General features: G+C 57.6%; 10 protein-coding genes. 9 read left to right on the top strand and 1 reads right to left on the bottom strand.

From position 1 onward, the window contains the following. Positions 1-10: 10 nt before the first annotated feature. From A3K90_RS02690 to A3K90_RS02665, 6 genes are all read left to right on the top strand, one after another. Positions 11-919, top strand: coding sequence for a glycosyltransferase (locus A3K90_RS02690; RefSeq protein ID WP_303681064.1), 909 nt, complete (start codon positions 11-13; stop codon positions 917-919). A 59-nt stretch (positions 920-978) separates the two neighbouring features. Then, the gene (locus tag A3K90_RS02685; protein ID WP_303681063.1) at positions 979-4,632 is read left to right on the top strand and encodes a DUF3683 domain-containing protein; all 3,654 of its coding nucleotides are present in this window, start codon (positions 979-981) and stop codon (positions 4,630-4,632) included. A 104-nt stretch (positions 4,633-4,736) separates the two neighbouring features. After that, positions 4,737-7,412, top strand: a complete 2,676-nt coding sequence (locus A3K90_RS02680; RefSeq protein ID WP_303681062.1) for a cation-translocating P-type ATPase — start codon at positions 4,737-4,739, stop codon at positions 7,410-7,412. Between the two features lie 113 nt (positions 7,413-7,525). Further along, on the top strand, positions 7,526-8,500 hold the full coding sequence (locus A3K90_RS02675; RefSeq protein WP_303681061.1) for a YafY family protein: 975 nt from the start codon (positions 7,526-7,528) through the stop codon (positions 8,498-8,500). A 193-nt stretch (positions 8,501-8,693) separates the two neighbouring features. After that, on the top strand, positions 8,694-10,430 hold the full coding sequence (locus A3K90_RS02670) for an ATP-binding protein (protein ID WP_303681060.1): 1,737 nt from the start codon (positions 8,694-8,696) through the stop codon (positions 10,428-10,430). Between the two features lie 10 nt (positions 10,431-10,440). Further along, positions 10,441-11,112, top strand: a complete 672-nt coding sequence (locus tag A3K90_RS02665) for an HAD family phosphatase (protein ID WP_303681059.1) — start codon at positions 10,441-10,443, stop codon at positions 11,110-11,112. A 21-nt stretch (positions 11,113-11,133) separates the two neighbouring features. On the opposite strand, the gene A3K90_RS02660 is transcribed toward A3K90_RS02665, so the two are convergent. Further along, on the bottom strand, positions 11,134-13,395 hold the full coding sequence (locus tag A3K90_RS02660) for a heavy metal translocating P-type ATPase (RefSeq protein WP_303681058.1): 2,262 nt from the start codon (positions 13,393-13,395) through the stop codon (positions 11,134-11,136). A 162-nt stretch (positions 13,396-13,557) separates the two neighbouring features. Here A3K90_RS02660 and trxA point away from each other — a divergent pair, with 162 nt between their 5' ends. From trxA to A3K90_RS02645, 3 genes are all read left to right on the top strand, one after another. Beyond that, positions 13,558-14,364, top strand: coding sequence for a thioredoxin (gene trxA / locus A3K90_RS02655; RefSeq protein ID WP_303681057.1), 807 nt, complete (start codon positions 13,558-13,560; stop codon positions 14,362-14,364). A gap of 1 nt (position 14,365) precedes the next feature. Beyond that, complete coding sequence (locus tag A3K90_RS02650) at positions 14,366-14,956, top strand: 5'-nucleotidase (protein WP_011357962.1); 591 nt, start codon at positions 14,366-14,368, stop codon at positions 14,954-14,956. Positions 14,957-15,155: 199 nt separating this feature from the next. Then, the coding region (locus A3K90_RS02645; RefSeq protein WP_303681056.1) for a type I restriction endonuclease at positions 15,156-15,696 on the top strand (541 nt) is incomplete at its 3' end.

The following is a 15,696-nucleotide window of genomic DNA, read 5'->3' as shown; positions in this document are numbered from 1 at the left end:
AGGCAATGGTATGAACGGTTGCAACCGTCCAATGGTCACCGTGACTGTTCCGATGTACAACAATGCACGTTTTATCGGTGAAACAATCCGCTCGATACTTTCCCAGACGTACGAGGATTTTGAGCTGCTTATCTATGATGACAATTCAACGGACGAGTCGTTCGAAATAGCGGCGTCTTATGCCGATCCGCGCATCCGTCTTCAGCAGAACGAGCGAAACCTCGGTCCTGAAGCAAACTGGAACCGTGCCGTCAGCGAGGTGTCGGGCCGCTATGTGAAGCTGGTGTGCGGCGACGACATACTCTATCCCTCATGCCTGGAAAAACAGGTTGCTGCGTTCCGGGATCCCATGAACGAGGGCGTCAGCCTCGTCAGTGCCCAGCGGGCCATCATCGACTCCCACGGAAAGACGCTCATCAGCAAGGTGAACTTTCTGGACGAAGGGCGCAAGGGACCAGTCGAGGTGGTCCGCAAGATGGTGCGCATGGGTACCAATATCATCGGCGAACCGGTATCCGGCATGTTTCCCTCTGAAGCCATTCCTCGAACCCGCGGCTACAGCGCACGGGTGCCCTATACCACGGACCTTGATTTCTGGCTCCAGCTGCTCCAGCTCGGAGACCTGTACGTGATTGATGAACCGCTCTGTGCTTTCCGGATATCAGACGTCTCATGGTCCTCGCGGATCGGTGAGATGCGCCAGCAGCAGTTCCTGGCATTCATGGAGCAGGCGGCTTCCGACGTCCGGCATGAAGTTACCGATCTTGATCTTTTCATCGGCAGGATCAACTGTGCGGTCCAGTCGATGACCAGTATGATGGGATTCAAGCTGTTTGCAGGTTCCTCATCGGAAAAACGGACTCTCGCGGGAATGTTCCAGCTCGATATGGGAGAACGGGCTCGCGCTCTTCTGCCTTGAGGAATGGAATGCCTCCGGATTGTGTTATTTTTATTATTTACACCATGACCCCTGATTGAATGTTGACACGAGGCCAGAAATCCCAGAAATCGGCACAAAGCACACCGAGGGAGATTCCCTTCAATTACACTTCGGCTGGTGACCGTCAGGCCATTGCGTTCCTGCTCGGAGCCGATGTCGTCCGTATGCTCGACGAACTGCGTGAGCGCAGGGTGACGGGCCGTTCGGCGCGCCTTCTGATGAGCATCATTGGCGAAATCCTCATCCATCGCCGCAACCCCTATCTGTTCCAGGAACTGGTCGATTCGGCTGCACGGCGGCGCAGGCTGTTCGAGCGTGCGATGGCGGACCTCGAGGTCATTGCCGCATCGGCCAACGGCGAAACCCGCGTCACGGCGATCGTTGCCGCCGTTCAGGAAGAGGTCGAGCGGTTCCGTCGTGTGGTTGCCCTCACTCCCGATCTTCGCCGGAGGATGCGCCGTGAGCTTGGCGCAGTGGTCGGCGTGAAGAACGTACTCTTCGACCCGTTTTCCCTTGTTGCTCATGCGACGGATGCCACAGACTGGCGCCTGCATCTGCCTGTCGCAGTCGTCACGCCCGATCTCGAGCTGCAGGTGGCCCCGATTCTCACCGCCATTTCCAGCCTCGGGCTTCATGCCATTCCGCGCGGTGCAGGAACAGGCCTGACGGGTGGCGCGGTTCCGCTGCATTCCGGCTGCGTCATCGTCAACATGGAGAAGATGAACCACATCAAGGGGATCACCGCCCGTGAATTCGAGCTTGATGACGGCCAGATGCGCACCGCATCGGTCATTGAAGTGGAGGCAGGCGTTGTGACCGAAAAGGCCATGCACGAGGCCGATCACCATGGACTGGTGTTTGCGACCGATCCCACCAGCGAATGGTCCTGTACCATCGGTGGCAATATTTCTGAAAACGCCGGCGGCAAAATGGCGGTGCGCTGGGGCACATGCATAGATAATCTGCTTGAGTGGCGGATGGCCATGCCGACGGGAGAGAACATCACCGTCCGCAGAACCGACCACCGGCTTCGCAAGATTCTGCACGAAGATACCGTCGCCTTCGAGATCCGCGACGAATCAGACCGGAGGATCGACCGCATTGAGCTGCTCGGCACAGACATCCGGAAGAAAGGCCTCTGGAAGGACATCACCAACAAGGCTCTCGGCGGCGTGCCGGGGTTGCAGAAAGAGGGTACCGACGGGGTCATCACCTCGGCCGTGTTCGTGCTCTATCCAAAGTACCCGGTCAAGAAAACGCTCTGCCTGGAGTTTTTCGGACCCGATATGGACGAAGCAAGCCGGGTGATTGTCGAACTGTCGAAGATTTTCCCGCTGCCGGCCGAAGGCGGCGAGGCCCTGCTCGCCCTTGAGCATTTCGACGATGAGTACATCCGGGCGATTGACTATAAGGTGAAGGCCACAAGGCCGCAGACGCCGAAGGCGGTTCTGCTCATCGATATCGCGGGCAATACGGAGGAAGAGGCGGGCCGCGGGGTGGCGCGGGTGGAGGAACTTCTCAGCCGCCATCCCAACACCCTGATGTTCCTGGCGCGCGATGATGCCGCGGCCGAACGGTTCTGGGCCGACCGCAAGAAACTCGGCGCCATCGCCCGGCGTACCAATGCCTTCAAGCTCAATGAGGACATTGTCATCCCGCTCGAAGCTCTGGCAGAATTCGCGCGGTTCATCGACGGCCTGAACATCGAGGAGGAACGACACGCCCAGCTGCTTTTCATGGAGCGTGCACGCGATGTCCTCCAGGGGGCCAAGGTCGTTGAGGATGACGGGCAGTTTGCCGCCAAAGTCCCCGCAGGCCTCGATCTCTGCAGGCTTTTCGGCAACAGGATATCGGAAGCTTCCCTTGAGGATCTCCGTTCACTTGCAATCGTCGAAGAACTGGCCGGCGAGCTTGGCGAGCTCCTGCAGGGGTACCCTGATGTCCAGGAGGCGCTTGAAGAGAGATACCGCTATATCCGCGACCGGAGAATCGTGCTCGCAACCCACATGCATGCCGGTGACGGCAACGTGCATGTGAACGTGCCGGTGCTCTCGAACGACCGGCCAATGCTGGAGCGGGCAGACCGGGTCATTGACCGGGTGATGGAAAAGGTGGTCGAGCTCGGCGGCGTTGTGTCCGGTGAGCACGGCATCGGCGTCACCAAACTGAAATACCTCGACCCCTCGATCCTTGAGGAGCTTTCGCTGTACCGCAGGAAGGTTGACCCCAAAGGACTCATGAACCCCGGCAAGCTCGACGACCTCGAGCTCCTCAAGCATATTTTCACCCCCTCGTTCAATATGCTCGAGCTTGAGGCCCACATTCTGCAGCGGGCCCAGATCGAGTCGCTGTCACGGAAGGTCGACTACTGCATCCGCTGCGGAAAATGCAAGACGGACTGCTGTGTCTACTATCCTGCACGCGGGATGTTCTATCACCCGCGCAACAAGAACCTCGCCATCGGCTCGCTGATTGAGGCGCTGCTGTTCGATGCGCAGCGCGAGCGCTCGACCGATTTTGCCCTGCTCCGCTGGCTTGAGGAGGTTGCCGACCACTGCACTATCTGCCACAAGTGCCTCAAGCCCTGTCCTGTCGATATCGATACAGGAGACGTCTCCGTTCTTGAGCGTGAAATCCTTTCGGGTTGGGGCATCAAGCACTCCTCTCCGGTTACTGAAATGACCCTGAGCTATCTTGAAAGCCGCTCTCCGGCCTTCAACCAGCTGTTCCGCAAGAGTGTGCTCCAGATGGGAGGCGCCGCCCAGCGGGCAGGTACCCGCATCGTACGGCCCATTCAGCCCGAAAACGAGCCTCCGGCACTCTACCCGCTACGTATGCTCCGTTCGCCGGTGCCGAAGGTGCCTGCCGGGACCCTGCGCGACGTACTGCCCGAATGCGGCCCCGACCAGGTGCTCGTGTTCGAACCTGCCCGGGAAGCCACCTCCAGCGTCTTCTATTTCCCGGGGTGCGGTTCCGAGCGGCTCAACTCCACCATATCGATGGCGGCCATCCACCTCCTGCTCGAAGCGGGAGCCAGGGTAGTTATCCCCCCGCCGTTTCTCTGCTGCGGATTTCCTGCCCATGTCAATGCAAAAACCGATCAGTATTCCAGCATCGTGCTCCGCAACAGCGTGATGTTCAGCCAGATCAGGGAGATGTTCTCCTACATTGAATTCGATGCCTGTCTGGTGACCTGCGGCACATGCATGGAGGGACTGGACGCAATCGAGGCTGGCCGGCTCTTCGGCGGCAGAATCATTGACACCGCGGCCTGGCTGCAGGAGCAGGGAATGAGGCTTGAGGGCGGGGCGCGGGGACTCTACCACGCTCCCTGCCATGATTCACTGCACGGCAAGGCGCAGGAAGTCATTGCCGAAATCGGCGGGTTCGGTGCCATCACTCCGGTTCCGCATTGCTGTTCGGAGGCCGGCACTCTCTCTCTGTCTCGCCCCGACATCACCGATTCTATGCTCCAGCGCAAACGGGAGGCTATCGGCGAGGCCATGCATGGAGCGCCGGATGCCGTCATCCTGACCAACTGTCCATCCTGCGTCCAGGGACTCGGCCGCAACGTCGACATGGGACTCCGGGCCGAGCATCTTACCGTCGCCCTTGCCATAAAGCATTCGGGTCCTGACTGGATAGAGAAGTTCCGCCTTCAGGCCTCGAGGGCCGTGGCCGTAAACTTTTAAGCTCCAGGCTTCCGTTTAAAACATCTCTGGCGGTGTTTTTTCCTCCGTAGAGACATGCGCCCCTCAAGAAGGGGCGGGAAACCCGATCATCACGGGAGGGTCTCATGCATTCGGATTCCAGGGTACCATGGCACGCGCTTCCGGCCGATGAGGCCATGCGCCGGCTTGATTCCGGTCCGGACGGACTGACGCACGATGCCGTCCTTCTGCGCAAGCATAAGGAAGGGGCGAACATCATCCGCCCTGTCCGCCCCGTCCGTCCACTTTCCCTGCTCCTCCTTCAGTTCCGCAATGTACTCGTCATAACCCTCTTCATTGCAGCCGCTCTTTCGTTCCTGATCGGCGAGGGGCTTGAAGCGGCAACAATCGCCATTATCGTCCTTTTCGCCGTGGTGCTCGGTTTTGTCCAGGAGTACAGGGCGGAACAGGCTGTTGCTGCACTCAGGAAGATGGCGGCACCGATGGCCCGGGTCAGGCGGGGAGGCAGGGAGTCAACGCTTGACGCATCGGAACTTGTGTCTGGCGACATCATCATCCTTGATGCGGGTGACAGGGTGCCGGCCGACGCCCGCATTTTCTCTTCCTATGGCATGATTGTCGACGAGTCGCCCTTGACGGGGGAGTCTGAAGCGACGGAAAAATCAGCAGACTCCGTGTTTAGGGAGGAAGCCGTTCCGGGAGACAGGCTCAACATGGTGTTTGCCGGTACGACCATCCGTGCCGGACGGGGAGAGGCCGTGGTGACGGCAACCGGCATGCAGACTGAGTTCGGCAGGATTGCTTCGCTTCTCGGGGAGGTTCCTCCGGAGCGGACCCCGCTCCAGAAAAACCTTGACCGGGTGGGCATCCTTCTCTCAAGAGCTGCGCTTCTGATTGTTCTCTTCATCGTCGTTTCAGGGCTGCTGCACGGACGACCCTTCATGGAGATGGTGCTTTTCGGTATTGCCCTTGCCGTTGCGGTGGTCCCTGAGGCCCTTCCTGCTGTCGTCACGATTTCGCTCGCCCTCGGCGTACAGCGGATGGCCCGGCGAAACGCACTCATGCGCCGACTTCCTGTGGTTGAAACGCTCGGAAGCACAACGGTGATCTGTACCGACAAGACCGGTACCCTGACCCGCGATGAAATGACCGTCCGGAGGATCCGCCTCAGAGAGGGAGAGGTGCTCATCAGCGGCACCGGCTATCTGCCCGAGGGAACCCTCTCCGTTGCAGAGGGTTCCTTCATGCCCGATAAGGCTAAAGCGCTGCTTCTGGCGGCAGTGCTCTGCAACGACGCCGGTCTCGAGATGGACGGGGATGGCATCTGGACGGTTGCCGGGGATCCCACCGAAGGGGCTCTCGTCGTTGCAGCACGCAAGGCCGGCATTGATGAAAAGGCTGAAAGAAAGCGCTGTCCCCGCATCGGAGAAATCCCGTTTTCATCCGAAACAAGGCGGATGCTTACCCTGCACCGGATTGAGGGGAAGGGGCAGGTGTTCATGAAAGGGGCTCCGGAGGCGGTGCTCCGGAGCTGTTCAGCTGTGTCTATGGACGGTGCGTCAGTACCGTTCGATGATGCTTTGAAAACCCAGATGCAGGCGGCGGCTGACCTTTACGGAAGCAACGCCCTGCGGGTGCTCGGATTCGCCAGACGGGATGCAGAGGATTTTGAGGGTGCGGAAACCGGAATGACCTTTCTCGGCCTTGCAGCAATGATCGACCCTCCCCGTCCGGAAGCGGGGCCGGCTGTCCGCCGATGCATCGAGGCCGGCATACGTCCTGTGATGATTACCGGCGACCACCCTCTGACGGCTGCGGCGATTGCCAAGGAACTGGGCTTTCCCGGTGACGGGCGTGTGGTGAGCGGTGCGATGCTGAAGACGATGGATGATGGTGCCCTTTGTGACGTTGCCGCCTCCGTTTCTGTGTTTGCTCGGGTCTCTCCCGAGCACAAGCTCCGCCTTGTCGAGGCATTGCAGAAAAACGGCGAAGTGGTCGCAATGACTGGAGATGGCGTTAATGACGCCCCGGCCCTGAAGCGGGCCGATATCGGCATCTCGATGGGCATCACCGGCACCGATGTCGCCCGGGAGGCCTCGGCCATGACCCTCACTGACGACAATTTCTCTTCAATCGTCGATGCCATCGAAGAGGGTCGGGGCATCTACGACAACATCCGCAAGTATCTGACCTACCTGCTCTCATCCAATATCGGGGAGCTCGGTCTCATTGTGGGCGCCATGCTGCTGGGTCTGCCGATGCCGCTTACTGCGGTGCAGATCCTCTATGTCAACCTGGCCACCGATGGCCTTCCTGCACTTGCTCTTGGCGTCGATCCCCCTGAAGAGGGCATCATGCGCCGTCCCCCTGCAGATCCGAAGACCGGCGTCTTCACACCTCCGCTCATGGCTCTCATGCTTGCCGGCGGTCTTTGGTCGACCCTCTGCAACCTCCTCCTGTTCACCTACGCGCTTCATACTGAGCGTTCTGTCGGGACAGCCATGACCATGACCTTCGTTTCGCTCGTCCTGATCGAGTTTTTCAAAGCCTATAATTTCCGTTCCCTCACAGCCTCGGTATTCCGCCGTCCGTTTGCCAACCGTTGGCTCAACCTTGCGGTGCTGTGGGAGTCCTGCATGTTTGCCGCAGTGCTTTTCGTGCCCCTCTTTGAAGGGCCGTTCGGCGTGGTCCGACTTGAGGGAAAAGATTGGATCCTGACGGTGCTTCCGGCTCTCTCCGTGCTTCCCGTGCTTGAACTGGTAAAGCTTTTTATACGCAAAAACCAGCCTGAACCAGCCTGAAGAATCTGCCTACACAGTAAAAAACAGATAAATACTTTTACTTTCGCCTATTATTCGCCTATTTTAAACTATACTGTGACCGTTTCGTTATTGTTTTAATGTAGTACATGCCCATGAGACAGTTCCGGCCCCCGATGGTACGGATGCAGCATCTGGACCGCCTGCTCCGCAACAGCCGATATCCCAACTGTTCCGCCGTCGCCCGCTATTTCGACGTGTCGCCAAGAAGCATCCGGTCCGACATCCGCTACATGAAGGACATGCTCGGTGCCCCGATAGTCTATGACTCCCGGAGACGGGGGTTTGCCTATGAAGGGGCATGGCAGTTCCTTCCCGAGGTGCTTCTCGATCCCATGGAGGCCGAGGCACTTATGGCAACCAAGAAAGTAATCTCAGGGTATCACGGCACGCCCTGCCATGATGAGGTGAGCCGTGCACTCGACAAGGTGCTGCAGTATCTTCCCGGGGCCTGTGCCGACCGATCCGAGTCCGACATCCATTCCTTCGGCCGGTTTTCCGACCCGCTGGTCTCGATTGCCTGTTTCACTTCCATCGAGGACTCCCTCCGGCAACAGACGAAAATGAGGATCATCTACGATGACTCGTCAAGAAGCGGAGCTGCGACACAAAGCACCATTCATCCCTATCGCCTTCATTTTTCGCAGGTGCTCACCTCATGGTACCTCGTCGCATGGTGTGAGCTGAGTCAGGAGGTGCGCACCTTTGCTGTTTCAAGGATCAGCGAGGCAGTGCCGCTCGATGAAGTCTTCAGTCTTCAGGAAGGGTTTCCTTTGGGCCGATATCTTTCCGGAGCATTCGAGGATGTTCGCGAACCTCAGCTCGTAAAGGTTTCGCTCCGGTTTTCCCCGCATCACTCGCAGTGGATCAGGGAGAGAAAGTGGCATTCTTCCCAGGAGCTCGAAGATCATGAGGACGGCTCACTCACTCTTTCCATGGAGATTCCTTCTCTGGAGGCCGTCATGCGCTGGGTGATGCGATACGGAGGAGAAGCCGAAGTGGTTGCCCCCGAAGAACTGAGGAACCGGGTGAAAGAGGAGATTGTGCGGATGGGCATGCTCTACCTGTGAATGCGGGCGGTTTGTCTTTCTTGAGCTGTTTCCATACATTGAACCAGTGGCCTTTCGGCGGTCCCCACTTGCCGCCAATGACTACACGGCCACAGAGACTATTCCTATTATGCATCAGGTTGGTTTTTCCGTGCAGGGTATGTGCAGAGTGTTCCATCATGAATTTCTCCCCCGCCAAAAAGGAGTTGTTGCCATGAGGAAGAACGCACGGTTGAAGGATGCGACTGTTGGCGGAGAGGAACTGCCCCGGCGCTTTGTTCATAATGCCGGCGGCCATGTGCGTTGCCAGAGCGGGCCGCAGTATGAAGACCCGCTCAGAGGTGTCTCCGGAATGCTTAAGGGGGCCAAGGAGGGCTTTCCCCTCATCGATACGGTCGGCGGAGAATCCTTTTTCCGTTTTCTCACTGAAAACAGCGGCGATGTCATCTGGCTCTATGATTTCCGGCGTAACCGCTATGTGTATGCAAGTCCTTCCGTGTTCAGCCTGAGAGGATTCACCCCCGAGGAGATCTGTCGTCAATCGCTTTTCGATGCCCTCACCCCTGCCTCGGCACTTGTCGCCGCTGAGGAGATCCAGTCCCGCCTGACGGCGCTCCAACAGGGAGACATTACGGCCCGCTCGGCGGTCTGCGAGTTCGACCAGCTCTGCAAGGACGGTTCTGTGGTACCCACAGAGGTGATGACGACGTTCCTTCAGGACGCAGACGGGAATCTGTCCGGCATCATCGGCGTTGCGCGGGACATACGGGAGCGGCGGAGGATCGAGGCGGAAAAAGAGCGGATGCATTCGCTCCTCGTCAAAGCGGGGAAGATGGAGTCGGTGAGCCGCATTGCCGGCGGCATCGCACATTATTTCAACAACAGCCTCCAGTCCATTCTCGGCCATGCCGACCTTATGCTCTCCCGACTTGGCCCCGCTTCGGAGCATGATGGGAGTCTGGAAGAGATCCGCCAGGCGGTGATGCACTGTGCAGAGCTGACCACAAGCCTTCTCTCATTCGCCCGCAAACGGGTTGTCGTTCCCAAAGTCATCGCATGTAATGATGCTATAGCCGGCGTACTGCAGTCAGTCAGACCGCTCTACGCCAGCGGAATCGAGATTTCCTTTACCTCTTGCAGTGAGCTCTGGCCGGTGAATATGGACCCGTCCCAGTTCGAAGAAATCATAGCCAACCTGCTTGACAATGCTGTTCTTGCGCTGGAGGGAGGCGGCAGGATCGACATCGTCACACGGAACGTTCCTATGGAAGGGCATACGCCTGACTCTATTGGCGAGATATCTCTGGACGATATGGTGCTTGTCGAAGTGTCCGATACGGGACACGGTATGGCGCCCGAAGTGCTCGAGCATGTTTTTGAGCCTTTCTTCTCGACCCGCAGCGGGGCATCCGGACTCGGTCTTTCGACGGTATACGGCATCGTCGAGCAGAGCGGGGGGTTCGTGAGTGTTGAGAGTACCCCTGGAAATGGCACCATCATGAAGCTCTTCCTTCCGCGTTCTTTCGAAATCACAGACGGCCCTGCAGGAGCGACTTCCGATGCATCGACCGGCTCGGTTTCCGCAGAGGATCTTACCATCCTGCTTGTTGACGATGAAGACGCTGTCCGCCATATCACACGCCGTTTTCTTGAGAGCATCGGCTTTCGGGTGCTTGATGCCGAAAACGCGGATGAGGCCCTCGCCAGAGCAGAGCAGCATCATGGAGAGATTGCCATGCTCCTCACCGACATGGTGATGCCCGGCATGAACGGCCGGGAACTGGCTGAAAAGCTTTCTCGGGCCCGTGCCGGGCTGAAGACTCTCTTCATGTCGGGATACGCGGCCGATGCATTTGCTGATGCCGAAGCGGGTGCGGAGCTGCACTTCCTCGGAAAACCATTTTCCCGGGACGCCTTGACCTCCAAAATCCGTGAAGTGCTTGAAGCGTGAGGAGTGCTCTATGAAGGAACTGCTGCTCCTTGACAACGACGGCCTGCTGCTGGATACGGAGCGTCTTTTTTTTGATGTGACAAAGGAGTTTTTCCGGGAATCGGGGCTGGAGATCACCGAAGCCTTATGGGCGAGGGAGTATCTCGGCAATGCCAAACGGAGCCTCCAGATCGCCATTGAGCTCGGCATGCAGGAGGATGATGCCGGCGACATGTTGCGCCGGCGCAACAGCCGCTACATGCGATGTCTTCAGGGTGAAGTTCCGGTCCGGCCCGGTGTGTCTGAAACACTCTCTTTTCTTTCTGGAAAAGTCCGTCTGGCCATGGTGACCGGCAGTCCACGCGACCAGGTGCTCATGATGCACCGTCATACCGGCCTGCTTGACCATTTCGAGCTGATCATAGCCGATGACGACGTAGAGCGGCCTAAACCGCACCCCGAACCCTACAGCAAAGCCCTCGAGACGCTTGGTGTCGACCCATGCCGCGCTTTGGCGGTTGAAGACTCGCTGCGGGGCTTCAATTCCGCCCATGCAGCCGGCATTGACTGCGTCATCGTGCAAAACAGCCTCACCCGCCTGCAGCGCTTCAGCGGTGCTCTTGCTGTAGAGGATGAGTTTCTGGCCGTACTCCGCCATCTCGGATTGTCCTTATCGGTTCCAGTGCCCCCATGCGCTTCATGATCCCGCACTCTGCTTCACTCTTCAGCGGATTCTCATCCGTTTAAGCCAGAGCGAACTGGCAACCACCGATACACTGCTTCCCGCCATGGCCATGCCCGCAAAAGCAGGGTTGAGGAGCAGTCCGAACAGGGGGTAGAAGGCTCCTGCCGCAAGCGGTATGCCGACAATGTTGTAGAAGAATGCCCAGAACAGGTTCCGGCGCACCACCCGCAGTGTCGCACGCGCCAGCTGCACCGCTTCCGTGACCTTCATGATATCTCCTTTCAGGAGGGTGATGCCGGCAGCGGCAATGGCGATATCGGTGCCTGTGGCCATCGCAATGCCGGCGTCTGCCACGGCAAGGGCCGGGGCGTCGTTGATGCCGTCTCCCGCCATGGCAACCCTGCGGCCTTCGCGCTGGAGTTCCCTGATCCTCTCCGCCTTTTCTTCTGGCGGTACGCCTGCCATGACGGTATCGATGCCGGCCTGACGGGCAATCCACTCTGCAGCCTCCACCCGGTCCCCTGTCATCATGATGACCTTTACTCCCTGCCTCTTGAGCGCCTCCACTGCATCACGGGCGTTTTCCTTCATGGTGTCGGCAAGCGCAACCATTCCGACTGCGCTTCCCTCCACATCGACAATGGCAAGGGTTTTCCCCTCTGCCAGGAGTGACGAGGCTGAGGGCAGGGCGGATTCCTCCACCGTTGGCTTTCGCACCTGTACCCGTTTGCCCTCAAGAAGGGCGCTGACGCCGAACCCTTCCATTGACTTGAACTCCGGGCTTTCCAGCAGCTGAAGCTGCTGCTGTTCTGCTGCCTCGACGATTGCCCGGGCAAGAGGATGTTCAGAGAGGGCCTCCACGCTTGCCGCAAGCTGGAGGATATGCGACCGTTCCGGTTCAGCGTTGAGGGCAACGATGTCGGTGACTACCGGTCGGCCGGAGGTGAGGGTCCCGGTTTTGTCGAAGACCACGGTGTCTGCGGCAGCAAGCTTTTCTAGTGCCTCGGCATTTCTGACCAGGATGCCGTTTTCAGCACCCCTGCCGACTCCGACGATGATGGCAGTCGGTGTGGCAAGGCCAAGGGCGCAGGGGCAGGCGATCACCAGGATGCCGATGAAGCTGTTGATGGCCAGGGGGAGCGCTGCGGCGAACCCCATCGTGAGCGAGCCGATAAAGAGCCAGAGCAGGAGGGTGAGGAGTGCGAAGAGAAGCACGAGGGGAACGAAGACCGAAGCGACGCGGTCTGCCATGTTCTGTATCGGTGCCCTTGAGCCTTGGGCCTCCTCGACCATGGCGATGATTCTCGACAGCATGGTATTCGAACCCACCTGCATGGCGGTGAAGGTGAACGATCCCTGCTTGTTGATGGTGCCGCCGATTACCTCTTCCCCGGGTGCTTTGTCAACGGGGACCGGTTCGCCGGTTACCATTGATTCATCGATGGTTGCCGTGCCTTTGGCAATGATGCCGTCGACCGGGATGACGGCTCCCGGCTTCACACGCAGAAGGTTGCCGCGCCGGACCTCCGAAACCGGCACCGTCATCTCCGTTCCATCACGGACGATGATGGCCGATTTGGCCTGCAGGCCGATGAGCTTTTCGATGGCCTCACCCGTTTTCTGTTTAGCCCGGGCCTCGAGATATTTCCCGGAAAGGACGAAACCTATGATGATTACGGCAGTATCGAAATAGGTATGGGGATCGACCTGCAGGAACTCACGGACTGAGGGAAAAAGCGTTATGGCCGAGCTGTATGTGTAGGCGGCAAGGGTGCCGATGCCGATCAGGGTGTCCATGGTGGCGGCACGGTAACGGACAAAGGCCGAGACGCCTTTCAGGAAGGGTTTGCCGGGGCCGAAGAGGATGATGGTGGCAATGATCATCGCCACCGGGTTATAGATATCGTGCGGGAGCGGTCGGACCAGCATGCCGTAGAGCATCACGGCAACCATCAGAATAGCGGGAGGGAGGACCAGAAGCACCGTCCTCTTCATGGCCCTGAGGGACTTCAGTTTCTCCTCTTCTGCCTTCCGTTCTTCGGGTGCGCCAGCATGCGTTCTGTCGGTAGCTTCCATACCGGGCTCCGTCTCCTCTTCCATAAGCCGGTAGCCGAGCTTTTCAAGCTGACTGTTCATGGCTTCGAGCCGAGGGGCTCCGTCCGACAGTTCAACTGTCGCCTTTTCCGTTGCGAAGTTCACATCGGCACCCTCCACTCCCTCCATGGCAGTGAGTTTCTTCTGCACGATGTTTGCACAGCTTGCGCAGCTCATCCCCGTTACCCGGTATTTTTTTCTGCTCATTGCCTCTCTGTGGTTTATTTATTCATAGTAGCTCAAACGCAATACCCATGACCGGGGTTCCATTGCTCATAACCGGCAGCTACTCATGCGGGGTGGCATAACTCAAAAATAAATGGTATCGTAACCCTACGATGTTTTTACCACATATCCCCTCCTCAAGTTATGGCTGAGCCCGTTTCGTTTGATTTTCAGCGTGATGTCATAGATCGGAGCTATGATCTTCCGGTTCTTGTCGATTTCTGGGCTGAGTGGTGCGCGCCGTGCCGCATGCTGGCCCCTGTGCTCGAAAAACTTGCTGAAAGGCATATCGGAGGGTGGGTACTCGTGAAGGTCAACACCGAGGAGTACCCCGATATCGCTTCCCGGTATCAGATCCGCGGCATTCCTGCCGTGATGCTTTTTTCCGGAGGTGAGGTCCGGGACAGCTTCACCGGAGCGCTCGCGGAACACCAGATCGAGGAGTGGCTCCAGAAGGCCGTGCCGGGCCCTTATGCAAAAGAGGTTCTGCTGGCGGAAGAGTTCATACGGGAGGGAAAGCTCTCGATGGCACTTTCCGTACTTGAGGGTGTGATTGAAAGTGAACCCGGGAATCTGAAGGCTCTCTCGCTTCTGTTGAAACTCAAGCTTTTTTCCGCACCGGGGTATGTGCTCGCCCTTTCCCCGAAGCTGGATGCGGAGGTTGAGTACATGGAGCTCGCGGGTACCTTGAAGACGCTCGCCAGGCTTCTTGATGCCTCATTGTCGGCATTTCCTGAGGACGATCTCAGGGCGGACTATCTTGCAGCCATCGAGTGCTTGCGCCGTGAGGATTTCGACGGTGCGCTGAAAGGGTTCATTGATGTGCTCCGGCGGAATCGTGGCTATGATGACGACGGATCACGAACCGCCTGCATCGCCATCTTCCGTTTTCTCGGCGAGGAGCATGAGGTATCGATCCGTCACCGCAGGTCGTTCGACAGGGCGTTCTGAGATGAAGAGCCCCCGTGAAACAGTCATCGGCGTCGATCTGGACGGAGTCTGCGCCGATTTTTACCACCGCATGCGTCGTATCGCTTCGGAATGGCTGGAGCGGCCTCTCGATGAGCTTCCGGAGGAAGTCTCCTACGGACTTGACGAATGGGGCATCAGCGGCCCCGGGCAGTATGAAAGCCTGCACCGGTTTGCTGTCACCCAGCGCGAACTGTTCCGGACGATGCCGATGGTTCCCGGAGCCCGCCGCTACCTCCGCCTGCTTTCCGATGAAGGATACCGCATCCGCATCATCACCCACCGTCTCTTCATCCACTACTTCCATGCTTCGGCCGTGCAGCAGACGGTCGAGTGGCTCGACAGTCACGGCATTCCTTACTGGGATCTCTGTTTCATGAAGGTGAAGTCGCAAGTGGGTGCCGACATATACATCGAGGACAGCCCGGACAATATCCTGCAGCTCCGTGAAAGCGGCCTCTACACCATCTGCTTCTCCAACAGCACCAACCGACACATCTCCGCTCCGAAGGCCTCTTCGTGGGAGGAAGCCTACCGTCTCGTCAAAGAGCGGGAAAAAGAGCCACAGGGGTAGTCTTCTCCCAACCACATCTTCCCCGCAAAAGCCGGGATGTTAGATGCGGGAGTATTTACTTTCATTTTTAATAAAGATCAACGCTTGTCTTACGAGTGTAAGTGCTCGACTTTACCGCGATTATGCTTTATGGCTGAAAAAATAATAGTACATTGGTGGAAGTGGTAATCTTTGACAACGTACTTACCCGCATACCATCATGGACCTTAAGGATTCACTGAAAGCCATAGCTGATAGGGTTTCAAAGCTTAAAGAGCAGATCGGAACGGAAGAGGCGACAAAGAACGCCTTCATTATGCCATTTCTACAGGCATTGGGATACGATGTGTTTAACCCAGTTGAAGTGGTTCCGGAGTTTACGGCGGATATTGGATTGAAAAAAGGGGAGAAAATTGACTATGCAATCATTAAGGATGGTGTGCCGGCAATCTTGATTGAATGCAAACACTGGGCTCAAGATTTAAATCTCCATGATGGTCAGTTATTACGCTACTTCCATGTTTCACAGGCAAAGTTTGGCTTGTTGACCAATGGGGTGAGTTATAGGTTCTTTTCGGATTTGGTGCAACAGAATAAAATGGATGAAAAGCCGTTTCTTGAGTTTGATATCACAGAGATTAATGATGGTCAACTGGAAGAATTGAAGAAATTTCATAAATCAAGCTTCGACGTTGATAGTATAGTTAACACCGCAAGCGATTTAAAGTATACAAATGAGTTAAAGCAATTCACTAGTGTCC

The sequence above is a fragment of the Pelodictyon luteolum genome, assembly GCF_001622165.1.
Lineage (GTDB): Bacteria > Bacteroidota > Chlorobiia > Chlorobiales > Chlorobiaceae > Chlorobium > Chlorobium luteolum_B.
Note: the sequence above shows the minus strand (reverse complement) of the source record. Positions and strands in the feature narration are given on the sequence as shown.